The organism is Roseicella aerolata, from assembly GCF_020523605.1.
GTDB lineage: Bacteria > Pseudomonadota > Alphaproteobacteria > Acetobacterales > Acetobacteraceae > Paracraurococcus > Paracraurococcus aerolatus.
Map to the genome: position 1 here is coordinate 1 of NZ_JAJAQI010000021.1, position 20,795 is coordinate 20,795.

The following is a 20,795-nucleotide window of genomic DNA, read 5'->3' on the forward strand; positions in this document are numbered from 1 at the left end:
CCTACGGCTTCCTCGTGGCCGAGCGCTGCCTTTTCCCCCCTCAATCCCGCTTCACCGCGCGGCGGCTCAAGACACCTGCGCTATCCAAAGGCTTCCAGCCGCGCGGTGCCGGTCCGGCCTGAGCGCCACGTGCCGCACTCAATCGCCAGCATTCGCCGCCGCCTCACCGTCGGCCTTGTCCACCTCCTCCCGCGCTGCCCCTGCTGCCTGCAGAAACAGCGTATACGGCCAAGAAGCAAGTGACACAGTAAGACTAGAGGGCGATTCATATAAGGTTTTTGCTGAAGGCCGCTTTGAAGGAAACTGCAGATGCCTAAGTTCATTTATAGTGTTCCAGAAAACAAGATTGACTTGATTTCCGGAGGCACCGCGATTGTTGTCAACTCGACCAACAAGAACGCCGTTGTCGTTGGTGCAAGCCATGCAGCGTCTGTCACTATAAACGGCACCAAAATTGACAACAAAGACTTTAAAGGCATCATTGTAATTTACGATGGCGAGGATGAGCCTTGCGGATGATTAGTGGACCGCTTATCCACATGCACAGAAATCCTGCGGTGTTGTCGAAGTCACTGAGGACTCCCACGCATCGTGCTTAGTGCATCCTGCATCCCTGGCTCGCGCACTTGGATCAGATAAGACAATTGGTACTGGAGCGCTCAGCCCAGTACCCAGTCAGGTACAGTGCTAACTAGCACTGTGCGAGGGCGAAAGCCCGCGATAAAGCTCCTCTGGGGGCTCATTAAGGAGGAATTATAGATGTCCGAACTGATCTCGATCCTTTCTGAAGCAGAACTCGATTTCATTAGCGGCGGCGACAAGCCCCCGAAGCACCCGAAGCCCCCGAAGCACCACAAAGCGCCTAAGACTCTTATTATCATTGAGGGTAATGTTGGCGTTCTCAACGCCGGCAATAATTTTGGGGTTCAGGTTGGAGCCGGCGACGATATTACTACTGTGAACGTCGGCTAGTGTAAGCCCAGCCGAGAAAAGGCTGAAACTACCCTTCCCGGCAACTCTGCCGGGAAGGGCCCTTTGATGATAAAATTACCAATTTAACATTTTTTGAAAAACATTTTGATTCAAACCTGTCTTGCCTCGGTCGCATAATTGAGTGAACCATGACCGTCCCGTCACAACGTCCGCTCTTCCGCCAAGAAGTCCTCGCCTTCCAGCAGCAGGAGCGGCAGTGGGGCCGCGTGGTGCCAATGCAGCCCCTGCGGATCCGGCTCACGGTTTGGTTCATCATCGGCGCGGCCGCAGCGATCATCGCCTTCCTCTTCTTCGCCCAGTACGCCCGCAAGGAGACCGTCGCCGGCTATCTGATGCCCGCCGCCGGCACCGCGCGCGTCTTCCCGCACCAGCCCGGCACCGTCAGCGCCATCCATGTCGCCCAGGGCCAGGCGGTGGAGGAAGGCCAGCCCCTGTTGGAAGTCACCACCACCCAGATCGCCCTGAACGGGGAGGACGTGAACGCCGCCATCCTCGCCAGCCTGGCGCAGCAGCGGGATTCCCTCCTCCGCCAGATCGCCAGCGAGGAACGCCGCACCGCCTCCGAACGGGACCGGCTGACCGCCCAGATGCAGAGCCTGGAGACCGAGCTGGGCCAACTCAGCGCCCAGGTGACCGTGCAACGGGACCGCATCCGCCTGGTCGAGCGCATCGTCGCTTCCGGCGCCCAATTGTCCTCGCGCGGCCTGGTTTCCGAACTCGACCAGCGGCGGCGGGAGGAAGCGCTGCTGGAACAGCGCCAAGCGCTGAACTCCCTCGCGCAGCAGCTCACCGCCCGGCAGGGCCAGCTCACCGAAACCCGCTTCGCGCTGGAACAGCTCCCCTTCCTCCAGGCGGAGAAGATCCAGGCTCTGCGCAACGAACTCTCGACGGTGGAGCAGCGGACGGCCGAGGTGAATGGCCGCCGCGCCTATGTCCTGCGCGCGCCGATCGCCGGCCGCATCTCCTCCCTGCAGGTCTCGGTCGGGCAGCCGGCCGATCCGCAGCGCCTGCTGGTCCAGATCGTCCCGGCGCAGAGCCCCTTGCAGGCGGAGCTGTTCATCCCCGCCCGCGCCATCGGCTTCGTCGAGGTCGGGCAGCCCGTGCGGATCCTCTACGACGCCTTCCCCTACCAGCAATTCGGCACCTATCGCGGCCGGGTCGAGAAGGTCTCGCAGACCATCCTCACCAGCACCGATGTGGCAACGCCGGTGACGCTGAACGAGCCGGCCTACCGCGCGACCGTCATGCTCGAACGCCCCGACGTGGACGCCTATGGCAAGAAGATCCCGCTGCAGCCGGACATGCTCCTCAAGGCCGATATCATCCTCGAGAAGCGGACGCTGGTGGACTGGATCCTGAACCCCCTGCTGAGCGCGAGGATCCAGGGATGATCCAGGACCTTCTGGATTTCGGCGGCCGGCGCCGCCTGCCGAACATCCTGCAGACGGAAGCGGCGGAATGCGGCCTGGCCTGCCTCGCCATGGTCGCCAGCTTCCACGGCCACCGGATCGACCTGAACACGCTGCGCCGGCGCTATCCCGTCTCGCTCAAGGGGGTGACGCTGCGCGGGCTCATCCAGGTCGCCAACCAGATGCACCTGGCCTGCCGGCCCCTGCGGTTCGAGCTGGAGGCGCTGTCCCAGCTCAACCTGCCGGCCATCGTCCACTGGGACATGAGCCATTTCGTGGTACTGAAGGCGGTCACCGGCAAGGGAATCGTCATCCACGACCCGGCCTCGGGCGTGAAGACCTATACGCTGAAGGAGGCCTCGAACCACCTGACCGGCGTGGCGCTGGAACTCTCGCCGGCCGATGGCTTCGTCCGGAAGGATGAGAAGCTCCGCCTGCCGCTGCGGGTGTTCTGGGGGAAGATGACCGGGATCGGGACGCCGCTGGCGCAGGTCTTCGCCCTCTCGATCATCCTCGAGCTGCTGGTCATCGCCATGCCCTTCTACATGCAGCTCACGGTGGATGAAGTGGTGGCGCGCGGCGATGTGGACCTGATGCTGGCGCTCGCGCTCGGCTTCGCGCTGCTGACCGGCATCAATGTCGTCACCACCGCGCTCCGGTCCCACATCACGCTCGTGGTGCAGAATGCCGCGGGCTTCCAGATGGGGGCGCGGCTCTTCCACCACCTCATCCGCCTGCCCCTCGCCTTCTTCGAGAAGCGGCATATCGGCGACGTGCTGTCGCGCTTCAACTCGATCGAGCCGATCCGCGCCGCGCTGGCGGAAGGGCTGATCCTCGCCATGATCGATGGCCTCATGGCCATCGCGACGCTGGTGATGATCTTCATCTACAGTCCCATGCTGGCGATGGTGGCCGTGGTCGCGCTGCTGCTCTACCTCGCCGCGCGGCTCATGCTCTATCGCCGCTTCCGCGACCTCAGCGAAGGGGCCATCCACGCGGCGGCGGCGGAGGAGACGAACTTCATCGAGACCGCGCGCGCCATCCAGACGGTGAAGCTCTTCAACCGGGAGGCCGACCGGGAGGGCCAGTGGCTGAACCGCTACGCGGATACGGTGAATGCCGGCATCCGCCTCGGCCGCGCCAAAATCCAGTTCAGCACCATCAACTCCACCATCTTCGGGCTGGAACACATCATCACGGTCTATCTGGCCGCGATGCTGGCGCTCAGCAATCAGATGACGGTGGGGATGATCTTCGCCTTCATGGCTTACAAGAGCAATTTCATCGGCAAGGCCTCCGCCCTGGTGGAGAAGGCGCTGGAGTTCCGCCTGCTGGAACTGCACCTGGAGCGCATCGCGGACATCGCCACCAACCCGGTCGAGCCCGGCCATGACCGGCCGCTGATCTACACGACGCCCATCAAGGGCGGCATCGAATTGCGGAACGTCTCCTTCCGCTATGCCGAGACCGAGCGCTTCGTGCTGGAGAACATCAACATCAAGGTTGAGGCCGGGCAGTTCGTCACCATCATGGGCCCCTCGGGCGGCGGCAAGACGACGCTGCTCAAGATCATGCTCGGGCTGCTGGAGCCGACGAGCGGCGAGGTGCTGATCGACGGCATACCGCTGCAGACCGTCGGCGTCCGGGTCTACCGGGAACAGGTGGCCGCGGTGATGCAGGAGGACCAGCTGCTCTCCGGCTCGATCGCCGACAACATCTGCTTCTTCGACCCGGGCTTCGACCACGACCGGATGGTGAGCTGCGCCCAGATGGCCGCGATCCATGACGAGATCATGGCGATGCCCATGGCCTACAACAGCCTGATCGGCGACATGGGCAGCTCGCTCTCGGGCGGGCAGAAGCAGCGGGTGCTGCTGGCGCGCGCGCTCTACAAGGCGCCGAAGATCCTGTTCCTGGATGAAGGCACCGCCCATCTCGACGTGGAGAAGGAGCGGCAGATCAATGAGCGGCTGCGGCGCCTCTCCATCACGCGCATCAGCGTTGCCCACCGGCCGGAGATGATGAGCGGCGCGGACACCGTGCTCCGCATCGGCGCCGACCCGGGCTGACCGGGCCGGCAACGGGCGGCGCCGCTCCACGCCAACCTCCCTCGATCCCCGGGCGGCCTGCTCCGGGAAGCCGGGCTGGGCCGCACCTGCTTCGGCGCCCCTTCGGGCGTCCGGCACGACGGGCACAGTCATGCTGCCGGCAAGCCCAACCGCCGCAGGACTCTGCGGGCGCGTTCCTCGCAAGCTCAGGCATGATGCCGGCCCGGCGCGTCATGGATACGGATCCTGCCGCGCAGGGCTTCATCACCCAGCCGCCCGGCGATCGCGGCCGCCCTGGTCGCCTGCCTGTCCCACCGACCGGCACAAGTCCTGACCTGCAGCCGCCATCGGCGGCCGAGGACACCCATGGCCCATGCCGCGCTGCCCAACCGGCGAAGGCGCCGCCGGCGGCCGGGCCTAGGGACACGCGTCGACATGTCCGGCGCCTCAGTCGCCCGGGTGCACGCCATGCAGCGCCAGCCGCTCACGTGCATCCGCCACCCCCTGGGAGAGGGCGCGCCGGTACCAGCCCACCGCCACCTGGGAATCGCCCATGACGCCGCGCACGCCGATTTCCGCCAGGAACAACGGATCATGCGCCTTCCCGAGCGCCAGCATCGCCCGGCCGCTGCCGGCCGCCGCGGCCCGGCCGTAGAGCAGCCGCGCGCCCGAGACATCGCCGAGCGCCAGCAGCGCGTCGGCCCGGCGGACCAGCGCATCGGCCTGCGGGCCGGGTTGCGCGGGCGCGGTACCCGCCGGCCGCCCGGCGGCGGCTCCGGACGGCACGGCCGCCGGTGACGGAGCCGTCACCGGCCCCCTCGCCTCGCCCGATCCTGCCGGGGCCGGCAGCGCAGCGATGGCAGATGCACCGGGCGGTGGCGTGGCAGGCAACCGCGATGCGGGCGGATCCAGGGCCGGTGCCTCGGGACTGGCCAGAGACGAGGGCGCGGGATCGGGAACGGCATCCCTCGCCGGCGATGGCGGCGCTCCGGGCGCCGCGGCCGTTGCGCCGCCGAGGCCGGCCGGGGGCGGCATCACTGTGCCCACAGACGCGGCAGGCGCCTCGACCGGCGCCTCACCGGACGCGAGCGGAGCAGCGGGCAGGGCGGCCGGAGGCGCGGCGGACGGCCGCGCGGCTGGCGCTTCGGCCGTATCGTCGCCGGGCATTGCCGGGATCGCCTCGGCCAGGGCGGCGGCGGGTGGCCCGATCGGCGCCCCGTCGGGCCTCATCTGGCCTGGCAGGTCGGGCGCCGGAGGCGTGGCGGCTCCTGCCTTCCCTGCCGCATCGGCCGGCCTGGCCTCGGCCGCCACGGCGGCGGGCGGAGATGCGGCCGGCTCGGCGGGTGGCCCTGCGGCGAGCGCCCCGGCCATGCCGTCCTCGGGCGTCCGCGGACCCGGCATGGTCGCCGCCGGGCTCGCAGGGATGGCCAGCGGCGGCGGTGACGCCGCCATCCCGGCCTCTGGCGCCTCGCCTGCCCCCTCGGAGCGCGCCGCCGACGGAGGCTCCGTGCCGGCGGCCGGCATCGGCGCTGGCGACAGCCTTGCCGAGGCATGGCCGGGGGGCAGTTCAGCGAGCGGGACATCGACCGGTGGGGCCGCCGGCGCCGGAATGCCGGGCGCCGGCGGCGGGAGCGGCGGCGATGCTGATGCGACCGCGCCTGCCTCCTCCGGCAGGCTTGCCAGGGCCGGTAATGGCGATGCCAGGGGTGGCGGGGCCGGCACGGTCACCGGCGCCGATGCGGCGCGCTCCGGCAGCACCGGCATGGCAGGCAGGGACGGAGGCCCGGGGCGTCCCGCCGGTTCGGGCTCCACGCCCTCCGGCCGGGGCGGCAGGAGGGCTGCCGGTGGCGGCAGGACCGCTCCGGCGCGCCGCGCACCGGCATCCCCGGGACGATCGGGCACATCCGCCGGCACGGGCAGCGGGAGGACCGCCTCCGTCGTGACGTCGGCGGGGGGCGGCTCGGCCATCGGCGGCGGCTTCACCGGCCGGATCGGGGCCGGGGCCTCGATGGCAGGGGGCGCGGGCAGAAGCATCGCCACCATGCCCAGGCCGGCGCCGGGGTCATCCGGGATCGTCGCAACCCGCGCCCCGGCCGGCGCCTGCGCCCCGGGCGGGCTGGCGCCGGTCTCGGGGCTTGCCGCGACCGTGGCACCGGATGGGCCAGGGTCCACCGGCGCCGCCCCGCGCCCCGCGCCGAGGGTGGCGCCAGCCGGCGGCAGGTCCGAACCGGCCTCCCCGCCAGACACCGGGTCCGCGGATCGGACCGCCCGGGAGGCGGCGGCATAGAAGGGCGCGAGGTCGATCATCGCGTCGGGTCGGAGGGGGAGGTCAGGCCCCCCATCCGGCAGCGAAGGCGATGCGGGAAGGCTTGTGGGCGGGCGGCCCGGCCCTTCCGTCCCCATCGATTGCGGCCCCGCCGCGGCGGCGGGCGGCCCGGCCGCGGCCAGCGCCTGGATCCGCGGCGCGTCGGGATCGGGCGGCGCCGTCCGCGGAAGCGGCCCGGCGGTCGGCGGGGCCACGCCCCTGTCCGGCCCCGGCAGCGCCGGCCGCTCGGGCGCCGAAGCCGGAAGTTCCGGGAGCAGCAGCGAAGGCGGCGCCGTCAGCGGCGGGGTCCCGGGCAGCGTCCCGACCGCCGCCAGGTCCTGCCGCTCCTCCCATCCGGGCGGGCCGAGATATTGCAGCACGGCCACCCCGCCGGCGACGACCAGCGCAAGCCCGCCCCAGAACCAGCCGAGCGCCCGCAGCCCCGGGGGATGCGGCGGATGGTCCACCGTGTCGGCCGGCACCGGCCGGGCCGCCCGCGCAGCGATGGCCGGCGCCGGCGCGGCGGGGGGGATGAGCATCGTCGCCCCGAGCAGCGGCGGCAGTGCGGCCACCCAGTTGCCCCCGAGCAGGATGGGCGGCGGCGCCTGGCTGAAGGCCTGGCCGAGATAGGCTTCGAGCTCCGGCAGGGCCCGCAGTGGCATGCAGAGATGGACCACCGGCGGCAGGCCCCCGAAGGCGGTCCCCCAGCCATACTTCTCCAGCAGCCTGCGGAGCCGTGCCGCGGCATCCTCGACCGTCGGGCCCGGCAGCAGGTCCAGCACGGCGATGCCGACCTCCGGATGGACGAGGAGGGTGCCGATGCGCGCCGGCGGCCCGCCATCCCAGCCCGGCAGCGCCGCATCCCGCAGCACGCCCCAGCCCGACGGCATGGCGGCCAGCACCTCCCGCAGGGTCCGCTCGACATAGTCGCGGCGGGAGGAACCCGCGGCCGGCTGGGGCGGCACCTCGTCCCGGATCATGGCGCGCGCCTCGCGGGCCGGCGGAGGGCGGCGAGGCTCCTGCGATCCGCCGGCCTCCCGCGTGCCGGCGCCTGGGCAGGCGCGCCGGCGCGGCGCGCCGCGCAGCCAGGCCGACCGGAGGTGCCCCGAGACAAGGCAAGGTATTCTGAGTTCATGCCGATCCTGCTCCGGGCAGGGGCCACCGCCCATCACCGATGGGCGCCGATCTCCTGGTCTGCCGGCGCGCTGTGGTTCCCGGAATCGTATACCGATGCCAGGGAACCGCGGCATCAGGCGCGTCCGGGAAGCGGCTTCATGTCGCAAACAGGTGATGGTGCCGCGGCATCCCTCGCCCGGAAGGCGCGCCGGCGCGGCCCGCCCTGCCCGGCCGGTCCGGAAGGCCGCCAATCCCCCTTGCCCGGCCGGGATGCCTCCGCGAGGCTGCGCCGGCCTGACCATCCCAGGAGGATTCGTGCATGAAACTGTTCTACGCGCCGGGCGCCTGCTCCATCGGCATCCACGTGCTGCTGGAGGAGATCGGCCAGCCCTATGAGGCGGTGCCGGTCAACCTGCGGGAAGGGGCGCAGTTCAAGCCCGAATTCACCTCGGTCAACCCGAAGTCCAAGGTGCCGACGCTGCAGCGCGACGACGGCTCCGTGCTGACGGAATACCCCGCCATCGCCCTCTGGCTGGCCAGCACCTTCCCCGAGGCGAAGCTGCTGCCGAAGGAGGCCGACAAGCTGGCCAGGGCGCTGGAATATACCGACTACGCCGTCGCCACGATGCACATGCAGGGCTTCTCCCGCATCTTCCGGCCGGCGAATTTCGCCCCCTCCGAGGCCGACCATGAGGCCGTGAAGGCGCGCGGCGAGGAGATCTTCGCCAAGGGGCTCGCCCTGTTCGACAAGGCGCTGGAGGGCAAGGACTACCTGCTGGGCGAGTTCTCCTTCGCCGACAGCGCGCTCTTCTACGTCTCCTTCTGGTGGGCCGCCCGGTTGAACAAGCCGCTGCCGCCCAATGTCGCGGCGCATTACGCGCGGATGAATGCCCGCCCCGCCGTCCAGCGCACCCTGAAGGCCGAGGGCCTGGCCTGACCGGCCATCGGCCGGCGCGGGCTTGACCCGCGCCTCTCCATGACCGCAGGAACCCATGACCGGCCGGGCCGCCCGCATCAGGCGGGCGCCCGGCCGCACCGGTTCATGGCGGCCGGCGGACCGCCCCGGCGCCCGCCGGCCCGAGCATGAGGAAAGACCCCGCGATGGCGGCGACGCTGAACCCGATCCCCTTCTGGTTTCTCCGCCATGGCGAGACCGACTGGAACGCCCAGATGCTCTCCCAGGGGCGGACCGACATCCCGCTGAACGCGGTCGGGATCGCCCAGGCCCGGCGCGCGGCGCGCACCCTGGCCGGGATCGGCGGCATCGCCAGCATCGTCGCCTCCCCCCTCACCCGCGCCCGGGTGACGGCGGAAATCGCGGCCGAGGCGCTCGGCCTGCCCGTCGCCTTCGATGACGAGCTGCAGGAGGTGAATTTCGGCGAGCAGGAAGGCCAGCCGATGGGCGACTGGTATGACGACTGGATCGCCGGCGACTACACGCCGGCGGGGGCGGAGACCTTCGCCGGCCTGCTGGCGCGCGCCGTCGCCGCCGTGAACCGCGCGACCACCCGTCCCGGCCCGGTCCTGATCGTCGCGCATGGCGCGCTGTTCCGCGCCATGCGGCTGGCCTTCGGGCATGAGCCGAATGTCCGCACGCCGAACGCCCTGCCCATCCATTGCGTCCCCCCCGCCGATGGCGGCCGGGTCTGGGAGGTGACTCCGGCGGCGCTGGCGCCGGAGGCCTGAGGCAGCAGGATGCCGGGCCAATGGGCGCCCCAGCCACCGCGCGGCGGCAGGATGCCGCCCGCGCCGGCGGGCCACCCGCCGCGAGGGACACCCGGCTCATGACGACCAGGGCTGGCGACAGGGACCCGCCGCCCCCTGTCCCCGGGCGGGATCGGCCCCGATCGGGCCTCAGCCGGCGCAGCCTGTGCGCGGGGCTGGCGCTGCCCGCCCCCACGCTCGGCCGCGCCCTGCCGGCCGCCGCCGAGGCCCCCCTGCCCGCCCCGTGCCGCCGGCGCCGCTGCCGGACTACGGCCTCCGGCAGTTCTGGCATTTCGGTGGCCGCTTCCCGCTGCGGCCCGCGACGGGCGACATCTACCGGAACCGCGCGGCGCTGAACGGCGATGCCGCCACCTGGGCGCCGCGCTATCAATGGACCTACCACCCCGGCCGCGGCGCCTCGGCCATCAGGGGGTGGGATGCGCGGGGCAATCCCCATCCGAGTTCGGAACTGCAGGCCTACGTCAATCCCTTCGCCTCCGCCGTCCATGCCGCCCATTCACCCTTCATCGCCATGCCGGATCACGGTGTCATCCGCGGCCAGCCGCGTCCGGATGCGCTGGCCCGCTTCCTGCCCCAGCCCTACGCATCCGGCTGCATGATCACGCGCGGCAGCTACGCCCTGACCCATGGCTGGGTGGAGGCGCGCCTGAGGCTGCCGCACGGCAAGGGGTTGTGGCCGGCCTTCTGGCTCCTGCCCGATGACGGTGCCTGGCCACCCGAGATCGACATCATGGAAGCCCATGGCGGCGACCCCACGCGCTACTACGCGACGGTGCACTGGGGCAGCCGGGAGAACCGGCAGGAATCCTCCCACCCGATCACCGGCCTGCCGGACCTCACCAGGGACTGGCACCAGTATGCCGTGCACTGGGGCCCGGAATGGTGCGACTTCCATTTCGACCGGCGGCGGGTTGCCCGGGTCGCCACGCCGCCGCAGTTGCGGGGTCGCGCCTGCTATCTCCTGCTGAACCTGGCCATCGGCGGCGCCTGGTTCGGGCCGCCGGACGAGACCACGCCCTTTCCGGCCGATCTGGGCATCGAGTGGGTGGGCGTGTGGCAGCAGGCCGAGGGCCGGTAGCTTCCCCCCCCCGGAGGGGGGGGGCCGGCTTGCGCGCGGCCATCCGGCGCTGCCGGCGGCGGGGCCCTGGCCACGCGCGATGCCTCGTCGCCGTTGCCCTGCCCCCGCCTTTCCGCTAATCCCCCCCGCTGCGCCGGCACCCCTGGAGGCCGGCGCGCCTGTTTTCGGGGCATGCGGCCCCGCGAAGGGCTTTTTCCCAAGCAAGCGGAGTTCGACCATGGTCCAGACTGTCCGGATCGAGGCCGAGGCGCGCGAGCGGGCCGGTAAGGGGGCGGCGCGTGCGACCCGGCGTGAGGGGCTTGTCCCCGCTGTCATCTATGGCGCGAAGCAGGAGGCGACGCTGATCGCCCTCGACCCGCGCGACGTGATGAAGGAGCTGCAGAAGGGCGGCTGGCAGAGCCATCTGTACGAGGTGGCACTGAAGGACGGCTCCACCGTGCGCACCCTGATGCGCGACGTGCAGTTCCACCCGGTCACCGACCGGCCCCTGCATGTGGACTTCCAGCGCGTCGCCCCGGGCGCCCGCATCCGCGTCCGCGTGCCGGTGCAGTTCCTGAACGAGGACACCTGCCCGGGCCTCAAGGCCGGCGGCGTGCTGAACGTCGTCCGCCGCGAGTTGGAAGTGCTCGCCGCGGTCGATGCCGTGCCGGACGCCTTCGAGCTCGACCTGGCCGAGGCCGGCATCGGCGACTCGCTGCGCTGGTCCGCGGTGAAGGACAAGTTCGGCACCAAGGCGGTGATCGAGCGTGACTTCGTCGTGGCGACGATCGCCCCGCCGACGGTGGTCGAGGAAGTCGTGGCCGCCCCGGCGGCGCCGGCCGCTCCGGCTGCCAAGGGCAAGGGAGGCAAGGCCGCCGCGGCTGCCCCGGCCGCCAAGAAGAAGTAAGCCCGAGAGGGTTTGGCGATGCTGCTCTGGGTGGGATTGGGCAACCCCGAGCCGTCCCAGGCGCGGCATCGCCACAATATCGGCTTCATGGCGCTCGACGCCATCGCGCGCCGCCATGGCTTCTCGCCCTGGCGGCAGCGCTACAAGGGCTTAGTGGCGGAGGGCGTGATCGCCGGCCACAAGATCCTCGCCCTCAAGCCGCAGACCTATATGAACGGCTCGGGGGAAGCGGTGCAGCCGGCCGCGGCCTTCCACAAGATCCCGCCCCAGGGCATCTGGGCCTTCCATGACGAGCTCGACCTCGCGCCCGGCAAGGTGCGGGTGAAGAAGGGCGGCGGCGCCGCGGGCCATAACGGGCTGCGCGACATCCAGCGCGCCCTCGGCACCCCGGAATACTGGCGCGTGCGGCTCGGCATCGGGCATCCCGGGCACAAGGACCGGGTGCATGGCCATGTGCTCGGCAATTTCGCCAAGGTGGATACCTGGGTGGAGCCCCTGCTGGAGGCGGTCGCGGAGGCCGCGCCGCTGCTGGCGCAGGGCAAGCCGGAGGAGTTCATGACCAGGGTCGCCTTCCTGACGCAGGAGGTTCGCTGATGGAGCCGGAAGACGTCGCCGAATTCGCCGCCGGCATGGGCGGGCCCGGGCCGGAGGATGTGGCCAATGGCGCTGCGGCCCTGGCCGCCGCCCTGGTGCGGGAGGCCGGCGCGCTGGCGACGGCCGCGGCGGCGCTGCGCAATGCGGCGGCGGTGACGCCGGGCGACCCGAGCGGCGGGCCGTTGTCGGACATCCGCCGCCAGCGCGGCGCCATGGCGGCCTCCGGCGAGGCGGCGATCAAGGCGGCGCTGCTGCTGGAGGCGGCGGAGGTGATCGGGCCGGGCGGCGAGCCGGCGGTGATGGCCGAGCGGATCGCGGCGGCGGCGAAGCGGGCAGGCGTGTCGCCGGCGGCGCTGGTGCCGGCGCTGCGCGCGGCGGCGCTCATGCCGGCGACGGATGACGGCGCGGCAAGGATCGCGGCGGCGACGATCGCAGAAGCGGTCGGGCGTTCTTTGTAGCGAGGAGGTCGGGCGGCCCCTGCCCCGGCCCGAGTCGGCGGGGTCAGCCTGCAAGCTCCCACCGGTCCAGGCCAGGGTCTGGCCTGGCGGATGGGGTCCGGGAAAGGCGGGGCCTTCCCCGGGTGTTCGTGTTTCCTAGGAGGTTCCCGTGGGTTTCAACTGCGGCATCGTCGGCCTGCCGAACGTGGGGAAATCCACGCTGTTCAACGCGCTGACCGAAACCGCGGCGGCGCAGGCCGCCAACTACCCCTTCTGCACCATCGAGCCGAATGTCGGCCGCGTCGGCGTGCCCGACCCACGGCTCGACAAGCTGGCGCAGATCGGCAAGAGCCAGAAGGTCATCCCGACCAGCCTCGAATTCGTGGACATCGCCGGCCTGGTCCGCGGCGCTTCCAAGGGCGAGGGCCTCGGCAACCAGTTCCTGGCCAATATCCGGGAGGTGGACGCGATCGTCCATGTCCTCCGCTGCTTCGAGGACAGCGACGTCACCCATGTCGAGGGCAGCGTCGATCCGGTGCGGGATGCCGAGACGGTCGAGACCGAGCTGATGCTCGCCGACTTGGATGGCCTGGAGAAGCGCCAGGTCGGCCTGCAGAAGCGCGCCCGCAACGGCGACAAGGAGGCGATCCAGCAGCTCACGCTGATCGACCCGATCGTCAGGGCGCTGCAGGAAGGCAGGCCGGCCCGCACCGCCGTGCCGAAGGGCGAGGAAGAGGCGGCGAAGCGGCTGCAGCTGCTGACGACCAAGCCGGTGCTCTATGTCTGCAACGTCGAGGAAGCCTCGGCCGCTACCGGCAACGCGCATTCCGAGAAGGTCTTCCGGATGGCCGAGGCGCAGGGCGCGCGCGCGGTCGTCGTCTCGGCCGCGATCGAGGCCGAGATCAGCCAGATGGCGCCGGCCGACCGTGGCGACTTCCTGGAGAGCCTGGGCCTGCATGAGGGCGGCCTGGATCGCGTCATCCGCGCCGGCTACGCGCTGCTCGGCCTGCAGACCTACTTCACGGTGGGGCCGAAGGAGGCGCGCGCCTGGACCATCACCCGGGGCACCAAGGCGCCGCAGGCCGCCGGCGTGATCCACGGCGATTTCGAGCGCGGCTTCATCGCGGCCGAATGCATCGCCTATGACGACTATGTCGCGCTGGGCGGCGAGCAGGGCGCCAAGGAAGCCGGCAAGATGCGGGTCGAGGGCAAGGAATACGTGGTGAAGGACGGCGACGTCCTGCTCTTCCGCTTCAACGTCTGATCCCGTCCCGCAGGCATGCCAGCGCAGGTCCGCGGCCCCGGCCGCCTGTCGCGGCGGCAGGTCAGGACCTGTACGGGCCGGCATGATGCGCGGTGGGCGGGGGTGCCCCGCTACCGCCTGGTCATGGTGACGGCATAGCTGCAGACCCCGTTGCGGTGCTCGCCGAGGAAGCGGTCATTGGCGAAGACCCCGGTGGTGGCGATGGCGCGGTCGAGCGAATCCGCCATGCGCACATCGCCTGCGTTGCCGACCGTCCCGCTCAGCACCTGCCGCGTCTCCGGGTTGAACAGCAGGCTGGCGCGACCCTGGCGCACCACGATCTCGCGCTCACCGGCCGGGGGCGGCGGGCAGGCGCGGGTGCGGTCCGGGTTCAGGGTGAAGGCGCCGGCATAGCGGCCATCGAAGGCGGTCACCGTCGCGGCGGCTGGCGCCCTGGCTGGCGCGGCCTGGGCCGGACGCGCACCGGGTGCGTCGGTCGCCTGCGGAATCACCGTCTCGTTCACGCAGGCGGCGAGGAGGCATGGCGCGGCAAGCGCCAGGAGGCGGATTCGGGCCGACATGGAACATTCTCCGTCAGGATGGGCGTCGGGCGCGGGACGGGCGGCGGCTCAGGCCGGCCCGTCCTCCTCCGGCCGGTCGCGCTTCGCGCCATCGAGCAGCGCCTGCCGGCGCTCCTCCGCCCGGCGGTCATTGGCCTTCCCGGCCCCGGTCCGGCCATGCTTCACGCGATTGGCAGCGGCGGTCGCTGCGGCATCCGCCCTGGCCTTTGCCTTCCGCACCCGGTTCAGGTTGACGACCTCGCCCATGGCCGCAGGATAGCCCGGTCCAACCCCCGGGGGAACGCCATGCAGATCGAGCTCACCGCCGCCGACGGCCACACCCTCTCGGCCTATGTCGCCGGCCCGCAGGACGCGACCCGCGGCCTGGTCGTGGCGCAGGAGATCTTCGGGGTGAACCGGCACATGCGCCGGGTCTGCGACGACTTCGCCAAGGCCGGCTATGCCGTGGTCTGCCCCGCCCTGTTCGACCGCACCCAGCGCGGGGTGGAACTGGGCTACGGGCCGGAGGATGTGGCGCGCGGGCGCGACCTGCGCGCCACCATCGATCCCGGCAAGACGGTGCTGGACATCCTGGCGGCGGCGGCGGCGCTGCCGAAGGCGGCCAGGCGCGGCATCGTCGGCTATTGCTGGGGCGGCACCGTCGCCTGGCACGGCGCCACCCGGACCAGCGCCTTTGCGGCCAGCGTCGGCTGGTATGGCGGCGGCATCGCGGCGGCGAAGGACGAACAGCCGCGATGCCCGGTGCAACTGCATTTCGGCGAGACCGACGCCTCCATCCCGCTTTCGGATGTGGAGGCGATCCGGGCCGCGCAGCCGGGGGTGGAGGTCTTCGTCTACCAGGGCGCCGGCCACGGCTTCGGCTGCGAGGAGCGGGGGAGCTACGTGCAGAAGGACGCGGCGCTGGCGCAGGAGCGGACGCTCGGCTTCTTCGGCAAGCATCTCCTCTGAATGTGAAAGGCAGGGGCGCGGGCGACGCTTGAGCGGCGCGCGGCGCCGAGAGGACCATACCGGTTACGGTGCATCGCCGGGAACGGTCCAATGCCCATTGTGTCGCCGATCGGCCGCCGCAGGCTCGGCCTCTGCCTCGCCGTCCTTGCCCCTGGCCTCGCCGCCGCCGGGGAAGCGCGCTGGCCGAACCGTCCGGTTCGCCTGATCGTCCCCTATCAGGCGGGCGGACAGTCGGACACGGTGGCGCGCCTGCTGCAGCCGCGTGTCGCGGAGTTCCTCGGCCAGCCGGTCGTGGTCGAGAACCGCAGCGGAGCGGGCGGCACCATCGCCGCCGGCCTCGTTGCCCAGGCCCCGGCCGATGGCTACACCTTCGTGATCGACTCCGCCGCCTTCCTCATCGTCCCGCATGCCATGCGGAACCTGCCCTTCGATCATGAGACGGCCTTCGTGCCGGTCGGCGTGGTGGTGGAGCAGCCCTATGTGCTGGCCGTTGCGACCGGCTTGCCGCCGCGCGACCTCGCAGGCTTCCTCGCCCTCGCCCGGCAGCGGGAGATCACCTTCGGCTCCCCCGGCCATGGCAGCGTCGGCCATCTTGCCGGCGCGCTGCTGGCCCAGCGCGCCGGGGTGCGGCTGGAGCACGTGCCCTATCGCGGCGGCGCGGAGCTGGCGCGCGACCTGGCGGCAGGTGCGATCCCGGCCGCGATCATGAGCACCAACTCGCTCGACCCGCTGCTGCAGGACGGCAAGGCGGCGCCGCTCGCACTGACCAGCGCGGAGCGGCGCGGTGGCCCGCCAGGCGTGCCGACCATCGCGGAATCCGGCTTTCCCGGCTTCGACGTGCCCAGTTGGAACACGGTCTTCGCCCGTGCCGGCACGCCGGCGCCGGTCCTGGCGCGCATGGCGGAGGCGCTGAACCACGCAACATCCGATCCCGGCTTCTCAGCGGCCCTGCAAAGGATCGGCAGCGTGACCACGCGTGCCGATCCCGCCGCGGCGGCGGCCCGCCTGCGGCAGGAGCGCATGCTGATCCGCGACGCGATCCGGGATGCCGGAATCGTCTTCCAGTGAGGCGCGGCGCATCGGCCAGGCATGATGCCGGCCGCCCGGCAGCCGGGAACTGGCCGATCCGCCCCGCAGCAACCGTCACCGAAAGGTTCCCTCCGCCGCGCCGCAGGGCTAGGCTCGGCGGCGGAGCCGGCCATCAAGGCCGACCGGGAACGTCCGAGGAGAGTCCATGTATCGCAGGGCCCTGCTGGGCGGCGCGCTGGCGGCGCCCGCCCTCCTTTCCATCCCCGTGCGCGCCCAGGGCGCCATCACGCTGAACGGCGCCTCCCAGTTCAACGACGACCACGTCTTCACCCGCACCCTGGTCCGGTTCGAGGAACTGGTGAAGCAGCACTACGGCAAGCCGGTCAACTTCGTGCTGCACAAGAACAGCAGCCTCGGCCTGGAGAAGCAGTATTTCGAGTACATGGCGCAGGGCCGGGCGGTGGACTACGCCATCGTCTCCCCGGCGCACATGTCCACCTTCTCCCGTGCCGCGCCCTTCGTCGACGCGCCCTTCCTGTTCCGCGACCTGGCGCACTGGAACGGCGTGCTGGAGCAGGACCTGTTCAAGCCGGTGGCGGAGGAGGTCGAGAAGCGCGCCCGCGTGGCGCTGATCGGCTATGCCGGCGGCGGCGTGCGCAACATCTTCGCCAGCAGGCCGCTGCGCAACCTGGCCGAGATCCGCGGCCTGAAGGTGCGCGTGCAGGGCGCCCCGATCTGGAGCCGCACCTTCCAGGCCGCCGGCATGTCCCCCACCGTCATCGCCTATAACGAGGTCTACAACGCCATCCAGAACAACGTCATCGAGGCGGGCGAGAACGAGGCGGCGGGCGTCGAGCAGATGCGCTTCTTCGAGGTCGCGCCCAACCTCGCGATGACCCAGCACGCCATCACCATCCGGCCGCTCTGCGTCTCGGTCGCCAGCATGCAGCGCCTGCCGAACGACCTGCAGGCGGCGATCCGCCGCGCGGGGCGGGAGGCCGCGGCCTTCGGCCGGCAGGCGGAATCGACCGAGGACGGGCAGAAGCTGGAGGCGCTGGAGAAGGCCGGGCGGCTGAAGCGCATCGAGTTCACCGAGCGCGCCGAGATGAAGCGGATGGTCGATCCGGTGATGGCCGCCTATGCCAAGGAGATCGATGCGGAAGGCATCCTCAACCGCATCAACGCGCTGACCTCCTAGGGCATCCCCCCGCCCTGCCCCTCCCCCAGGCCAGGGGAGGAAAACGCCTTTCACCCTCTCCCGCGCCAGCGGGGGAGGGCCGGGGTGGGGGCAGCACCCCAACCCGGCCTCCAGCCCCGGACCTCGCATGCACCATCCCTCTCCCGGCGCCCCGGCGGCGCTGCGCGCCGTCAACCGCGCGCTTGCCGGCGTCATCCTGCTGCTGCTGATCATCATGGTCGCCGTGCTGGTCATCCCGGTCAGCCTGCAGATCTTCTCGCGCTACACCGCCCTGATCCCGGCCTATATCTGGACCGAGGAGCTGGCCCGCTTCTGCCTGGTCTATGCCGTCATGCTCGGCGCCATGCTGGCGGTGCGGGAGGGGACGCATTTCACCGTGGACGTGTACCCGAAGCTCTCGCCCCGCGGCCTGGCAGTGATGGAGCTGATCTCGGGCGTCTTCATCCTGATCTTCGCCTTCGTCTTCCTTTGGTGGGGCTGGGAGTTCACGGAGTTCGCCTGGTGGCGCATCTCCGAACTGGCGGAGCTGCCGCTCTGGATCATCCACATCGCCTGGCCGGTCGCCGGCGCGGTCTGGCTGCTGTTCGAGGCGGAGCGGATGCTGGACGCCATCGCCGTGCTGCGGGGGCGGGCATGATCGGCGGCAATGTCCTCTCCTCCGGGCAGGCGGCACAGATCCTTTTCGGCGTCTTCTTCCTGCTGCTGGTGCTGCGCGTGCCGGTCGCGGTCGCGCTCGGCCTCGCCTGCCTGCCGATCCTGCTGATCGAGCCGCGGCTCTCCCCCATGATGCTCGCGCAGGAGACCTTCAACGCCTACAACTCCTTCATCCTGCTGGCGGTGCCCTTCTTCCTGCTGACCGCCAACCTGATGAACATCGGCGGCATCACCGACCGGCTGATGCATTTCTCCCGTACCCTGGTCGGGCACTTCCCGGGCGGCCTCGCGCAGATCAACGTGGTGCTGTCCTTCTTCTTCGCCGGAATCTCGGGCAGCAGCACGGCCGATGCGGCCAGCCAGTCGAAGATCTTCATCGAGGCGCAGCGGAAGGAGGGCTATGACGACAGCTTCTCCGTCGCCATCACCGCCGTCTCGGCGGTGCTCGCCGTCATCATCCCGCCCTCCATCCTGATGATCGTCTGGGGCGGCGTGCTGACGGTCTCGATCGGCGCGCTCTTCCTCGCCGGCGTGGTGCCCGGGCTGCTGATCGGCGCGGCGCAGATGGCGACCGTGCATGCCTATGCCAAGGCGCGCGGCTACCCGACCTATCCGCGCGCCGGGCTGGCCGAGATCGCGCGGAGCTTCCTCGTCTCCGTCCCGGCGCTGACCACCCCGCTGATCATCATCGGCGGCAAGGTCTTCGGCTGGTTCACCGCGACCGAGAGCGCCTGCATCGCCGTGCTCTATGCCGGCATCCTGTCCCTGCTGGTCTACCGGGAGATGGATCTGCGCGGCCTGGTGCGGGCGCTGGGCGAGACCGGGCGGCTGGCGGGCGTCGCGCTCTTCTGCGTCGGCACGGCCAGCGCCTTCGGCTGGCTGCTGGCCTTCTACCAGATCCCGCAGGCGCTGCTCTCGGGCGTGCAGGGCTGGGGCATGGGGCCGATCGCGACGGGCTTCTTCATCGCCGCCGTCTTCCTGGTGGTGGGCTGCTTCCTGGATGCCATCCCGGCGATCATCATCGTCGGCGCCATCCTGCAGCCGCTCGCCCAGGGCGTGGGGATGGACCCCGTGCATTTCGCCATGGTCGGCATCGTCTCCCTCGCCTTCGGGCTGGTGACGCCGCCCTACGGGCTCTGCCTGATGATCTCCTGCTCGGTCGCCGGGATGCGCATGGCGGATGCGCTGCGGGACACCTGCATCATGCTGGTGCCGATGTTCGCGGTGCTGGCGGCGATCATCATCTTCCCGCAGGTGGTGTTGTTCCTGCCGAGCCTCATCTCGCCGGAGTTCCTGCAGTAACGGGCGCGTCGCGCCGGTTCACTCGCGGAAACCGGCGCGGTGCGTTCACGTTCCCCATCCGAACCATGCATCCCATGGGAGGGACGTGATGAACTCGACGCTGCTGCTGATCATCCTGATCATCGTGCTGCTGGGTGTCCTGCCCACTTGGCCCTACAGCCGCGGCTGGGGCTATTTCCCCTCCGGCATCCTCGGCGTGATCGTGGTGATCCTGATCATCATGGCCCTGATGGGCAGGCTTTAACGCCCACCCATCCAGATTCGGCGGGAGGCCGAGGGGGGCGAAGCCCCTCTCGCTAACCCTTCCGCGCCGCCAGGAGCCTGGCCAGCGCCGCATCCCGCGCCCCGGCGAGTTCGGGGATCGGCTTGCCGCCCGTCCCCTCCGCCACCCCGGCGATCAGCGCCTTCTGCAGGTGCGGCGTCACCTCGGGGTTGCCGAGGCTCGGCCACCAGCTCGTCACCGCCGGCATCAGGTGATGCATGAAATGCGCATAGCCGCCCTCGCCGCCCGCGAGGTGGAAGGTCGCATGCGGCCCCATCAGCGCCCAGCGCAGCCCCGGCCCCTCGCTGATGGCGGCGTCCACATCGGCCACCGTCGCCACGCCCTCGGCCACCATGTGTACCGCCTCCCGCCACAGCGCGGCCTGCAGGCGGTTCGCTAGGTGGCCGGGCACCTCCTTCTTCAGAACGATCGGGTGCTTGCCGATGGCGCGGTAGAACGCGACCGCGGCCTCGACCGCCTCCGGGCTGCCGGTGGCGCCGCCCACCACCTCGACCAGCGGGATCAGATGCGGCGGGTTGAAGGGATGCCCGATGACGATCCGGCCGGGATGGGTCGTGCCCTCCGACAGCCGGCTCGCCAGCAGGCCGGAGGAGGAGGAGGCGATCACCACCTCGGCCGGCAGCGCACCGCTGATGGCGCGCAGCAGGGGCTGCTTCACCTCGTAGCGCTCCGGCGCGCTTTCCTGCACGAAATCGGCGCCCTGCACGGCCTTCGCCGGGTCCGCCTCGAACCGCCAGCGCGTGGGGTCGGCATCCGGCGTCGCGCCGAGGGTCTGCAGGATCGGCCAGGCGCCCTCCACCATGCGGCGGATCAGGTCCGGCGCGCCGGGGGACGGGTCGCTCGCCACCACCTCCAGCCCGCGGCTGAGGAACCAGGCGGTCCAGGAGGCACCGATGGTGCCGGCGCCGATGACGGCGACACGGCGAATGGACTGGGCTGGGATCAAGGGGGCGTCTCCCGTTGTTG

General features: G+C 70.9%; 21 protein-coding genes. 17 read left to right on the forward strand and 4 right to left on the reverse strand.

Annotated elements, in window-relative coordinates; translation table 11 throughout:
• Positions 1 to 309 precede the first annotated feature (309 nt).
• The 4 genes from LHA35_RS14595 (at position 310) to LHA35_RS14610 (ending at position 4,471) form a co-directional block, all read left to right on the forward strand.
• Entirely contained in the window at positions 310 to 519 is a 210-nt protein-coding gene (locus tag LHA35_RS14595; RefSeq protein WP_226609017.1) for a hypothetical protein, read from the forward strand.
• Positions 520 to 759: 240 nt separating this feature from the next.
• The gene (locus LHA35_RS14600; protein WP_226609020.1) at positions 760 to 972 is read left to right on the forward strand and encodes a hypothetical protein; all 213 of its coding nucleotides are present in this window, start codon (positions 760 to 762) and stop codon (positions 970 to 972) included.
• Between the two features lie 149 nt (positions 973 to 1,121).
• Positions 1,122 to 2,384: an HlyD family efflux transporter periplasmic adaptor subunit gene (locus LHA35_RS14605; RefSeq protein WP_226609022.1), complete on the forward strand. Its 1,263-nt coding sequence runs from the start codon at positions 1,122 to 1,124 to the stop codon at positions 2,382 to 2,384.
• The gene (locus LHA35_RS14610) at positions 2,381 to 4,471 is read left to right on the forward strand and encodes a peptidase domain-containing ABC transporter (RefSeq protein ID WP_226609025.1); all 2,091 of its coding nucleotides are present in this window, start codon (positions 2,381 to 2,383) and stop codon (positions 4,469 to 4,471) included. Before LHA35_RS14605 ends, LHA35_RS14610 begins: the two co-directional genes overlap by 4 nt.
• A gap of 426 nt (positions 4,472 to 4,897) precedes the next feature.
• Here the strand turns inward: LHA35_RS14610 and LHA35_RS14615 are convergent, their stop codons facing one another.
• A complete protein-coding gene (locus LHA35_RS14615) occupies positions 4,898 to 7,735 on the reverse strand; it encodes a hypothetical protein (RefSeq protein WP_226609028.1) in 2,838 nt (945 codons plus the stop codon).
• 455 nt (positions 7,736 to 8,190) lie between these two features.
• On the opposite strand from LHA35_RS14615, the gene LHA35_RS14620 reads away from it, so the two are divergent.
• The 7 genes from LHA35_RS14620 (at position 8,191) to ychF (ending at position 13,855) form a co-directional block, all read left to right on the forward strand.
• On the forward strand, positions 8,191 to 8,808 hold the full coding sequence (locus tag LHA35_RS14620; RefSeq protein WP_226609032.1) for a glutathione S-transferase family protein: 618 nt from the start codon (positions 8,191 to 8,193) through the stop codon (positions 8,806 to 8,808).
• Between the two features lie 164 nt (positions 8,809 to 8,972).
• Positions 8,973 to 9,557, forward strand: coding sequence for a histidine phosphatase family protein (locus tag LHA35_RS14625; RefSeq protein ID WP_226609035.1), 585 nt, complete (start codon positions 8,973 to 8,975; stop codon positions 9,555 to 9,557).
• 262 nt (positions 9,558 to 9,819) lie between these two features.
• Positions 9,820 to 10,674, forward strand: a complete 855-nt coding sequence (locus LHA35_RS28965) for a glycoside hydrolase family 16 protein (protein WP_226609038.1) — start codon at positions 9,820 to 9,822, stop codon at positions 10,672 to 10,674.
• Positions 10,675 to 10,891: 217 nt separating this feature from the next.
• Positions 10,892 to 11,560, forward strand: a complete 669-nt coding sequence (locus LHA35_RS14635) for a 50S ribosomal protein L25/general stress protein Ctc (RefSeq protein ID WP_226609040.1) — start codon at positions 10,892 to 10,894, stop codon at positions 11,558 to 11,560.
• An 18-nt stretch (positions 11,561 to 11,578) separates the two neighbouring features.
• On the forward strand, positions 11,579 to 12,154 hold the full coding sequence (gene pth, locus LHA35_RS14640) for an aminoacyl-tRNA hydrolase (protein WP_226609043.1): 576 nt from the start codon (positions 11,579 to 11,581) through the stop codon (positions 12,152 to 12,154).
• Positions 12,154 to 12,612 (forward strand): hypothetical protein, encoded by a 459-nt coding sequence (locus LHA35_RS14645; protein WP_226609045.1) that lies wholly within the window; start codon positions 12,154 to 12,156, stop codon positions 12,610 to 12,612. The genes pth and LHA35_RS14645 overlap by 1 nt, the downstream gene beginning before the upstream one ends.
• A gap of 148 nt (positions 12,613 to 12,760) precedes the next feature.
• Entirely contained in the window at positions 12,761 to 13,855 is a 1,095-nt protein-coding gene (gene ychF, locus LHA35_RS14650) for a redox-regulated ATPase YchF (RefSeq protein WP_226609048.1), read from the forward strand.
• 110 nt (positions 13,856 to 13,965) lie between these two features.
• Here the strand turns inward: ychF and LHA35_RS14655 are convergent, their stop codons facing one another.
• Both LHA35_RS14655 and LHA35_RS14660 read right to left on the reverse strand, forming a co-directional pair.
• Positions 13,966 to 14,415 carry a hypothetical protein gene (locus LHA35_RS14655; RefSeq protein WP_226609052.1) on the reverse strand — a complete coding sequence of 150 codons (450 nt, stop codon included), beginning with the start codon at positions 14,413 to 14,415 and terminating at the stop codon, positions 13,966 to 13,968.
• A gap of 48 nt (positions 14,416 to 14,463) precedes the next feature.
• On the reverse strand, positions 14,464 to 14,661 hold the full coding sequence (locus LHA35_RS14660; protein ID WP_226609054.1) for a DUF4169 family protein: 198 nt from the start codon (positions 14,659 to 14,661) through the stop codon (positions 14,464 to 14,466).
• Positions 14,662 to 14,700: 39 nt separating this feature from the next.
• Here LHA35_RS14660 and LHA35_RS14665 point away from each other — a divergent pair, with 39 nt between their 5' ends.
• From LHA35_RS14665 to LHA35_RS14690, 6 genes are all read left to right on the forward strand, one after another.
• Positions 14,701 to 15,363: a dienelactone hydrolase family protein gene (locus tag LHA35_RS14665; RefSeq protein ID WP_226609057.1), complete on the forward strand. Its 663-nt coding sequence runs from the start codon at positions 14,701 to 14,703 to the stop codon at positions 15,361 to 15,363.
• Between the two features lie 90 nt (positions 15,364 to 15,453).
• On the forward strand, positions 15,454 to 16,431 hold the full coding sequence (locus LHA35_RS14670) for a Bug family tripartite tricarboxylate transporter substrate binding protein (RefSeq protein WP_226609059.1): 978 nt from the start codon (positions 15,454 to 15,456) through the stop codon (positions 16,429 to 16,431).
• Positions 16,432 to 16,597: 166 nt separating this feature from the next.
• Positions 16,598 to 17,590 (forward strand): TRAP transporter substrate-binding protein, encoded by a 993-nt coding sequence (locus LHA35_RS14675; RefSeq protein ID WP_226609062.1) that lies wholly within the window; start codon positions 16,598 to 16,600, stop codon positions 17,588 to 17,590.
• Positions 17,591 to 17,717: 127 nt separating this feature from the next.
• On the forward strand, positions 17,718 to 18,227 hold the full coding sequence (locus LHA35_RS14680; RefSeq protein WP_226609064.1) for a TRAP transporter small permease: 510 nt from the start codon (positions 17,718 to 17,720) through the stop codon (positions 18,225 to 18,227).
• Entirely contained in the window at positions 18,224 to 19,546 is a 1,323-nt protein-coding gene (locus LHA35_RS14685) for a TRAP transporter large permease (RefSeq protein ID WP_226609067.1), read from the forward strand. The genes LHA35_RS14680 and LHA35_RS14685 overlap by 4 nt, the downstream gene beginning before the upstream one ends.
• Before the next feature lie 88 nt (positions 19,547 to 19,634).
• Positions 19,635 to 19,790: a DUF3309 domain-containing protein gene (locus tag LHA35_RS14690; RefSeq protein ID WP_226609069.1), complete on the forward strand. Its 156-nt coding sequence runs from the start codon at positions 19,635 to 19,637 to the stop codon at positions 19,788 to 19,790.
• Between the two features lie 52 nt (positions 19,791 to 19,842).
• Here LHA35_RS14690 and LHA35_RS14695 read toward each other — a convergent pair whose 3' ends face one another.
• A complete protein-coding gene (locus LHA35_RS14695; RefSeq protein WP_226609071.1) occupies positions 19,843 to 20,775 on the reverse strand; it encodes a 3-hydroxyacyl-CoA dehydrogenase NAD-binding domain-containing protein in 933 nt (310 codons plus the stop codon).
• Between the last annotated feature and the right edge of the window lie 20 nt (positions 20,776 to 20,795).